Raw genomic sequence first — 299 nt, 5'->3', positions numbered from 1 at the left:
GGCATGGCGGATGCCGTGCAACAACAACTGGAACAGGCAAGTACCTACGAAGGGCTGCCCTTCATCGAGCGGCTAAGCCTGCTGGTCGAACACGAACAACTGAGCCGGGAGCAGCGTAAACAAGCTCGGCTGGTCAAGCAGGCGAGGCTCAAACTCCAGGCCACGGTGCAAGAGGTGGACTACCAGTCTGCACGCAACCTGGAGCGGTCACAGGTGGCAAACCTGGCCCAAGGAGAGTGGCTGCGCCGGGGCCAGAACCTGCTCATTACCGGCCCCTGTGGCTGCGGAAAAACCTACCT

1 pseudogene is annotated in these 299 nt (G+C 61.2%); it reads left to right on the top strand.

Annotated features, from left to right (window positions below):
- Window positions 1–299, top strand: a pseudogene (istB, locus tag J9892_RS20515) (IS21-like element ISAs29 family helper ATPase IstB); the annotation flags it as partial.

It is taken from the genome of Aeromonas sp. Prich7-2 (assembly GCF_017939255.1).
Lineage (GTDB): Bacteria > Pseudomonadota > Gammaproteobacteria > Enterobacterales > Aeromonadaceae > Aeromonas > Aeromonas caviae.
This window is presented reverse-complemented; position numbering and strand designations above follow the sequence as displayed.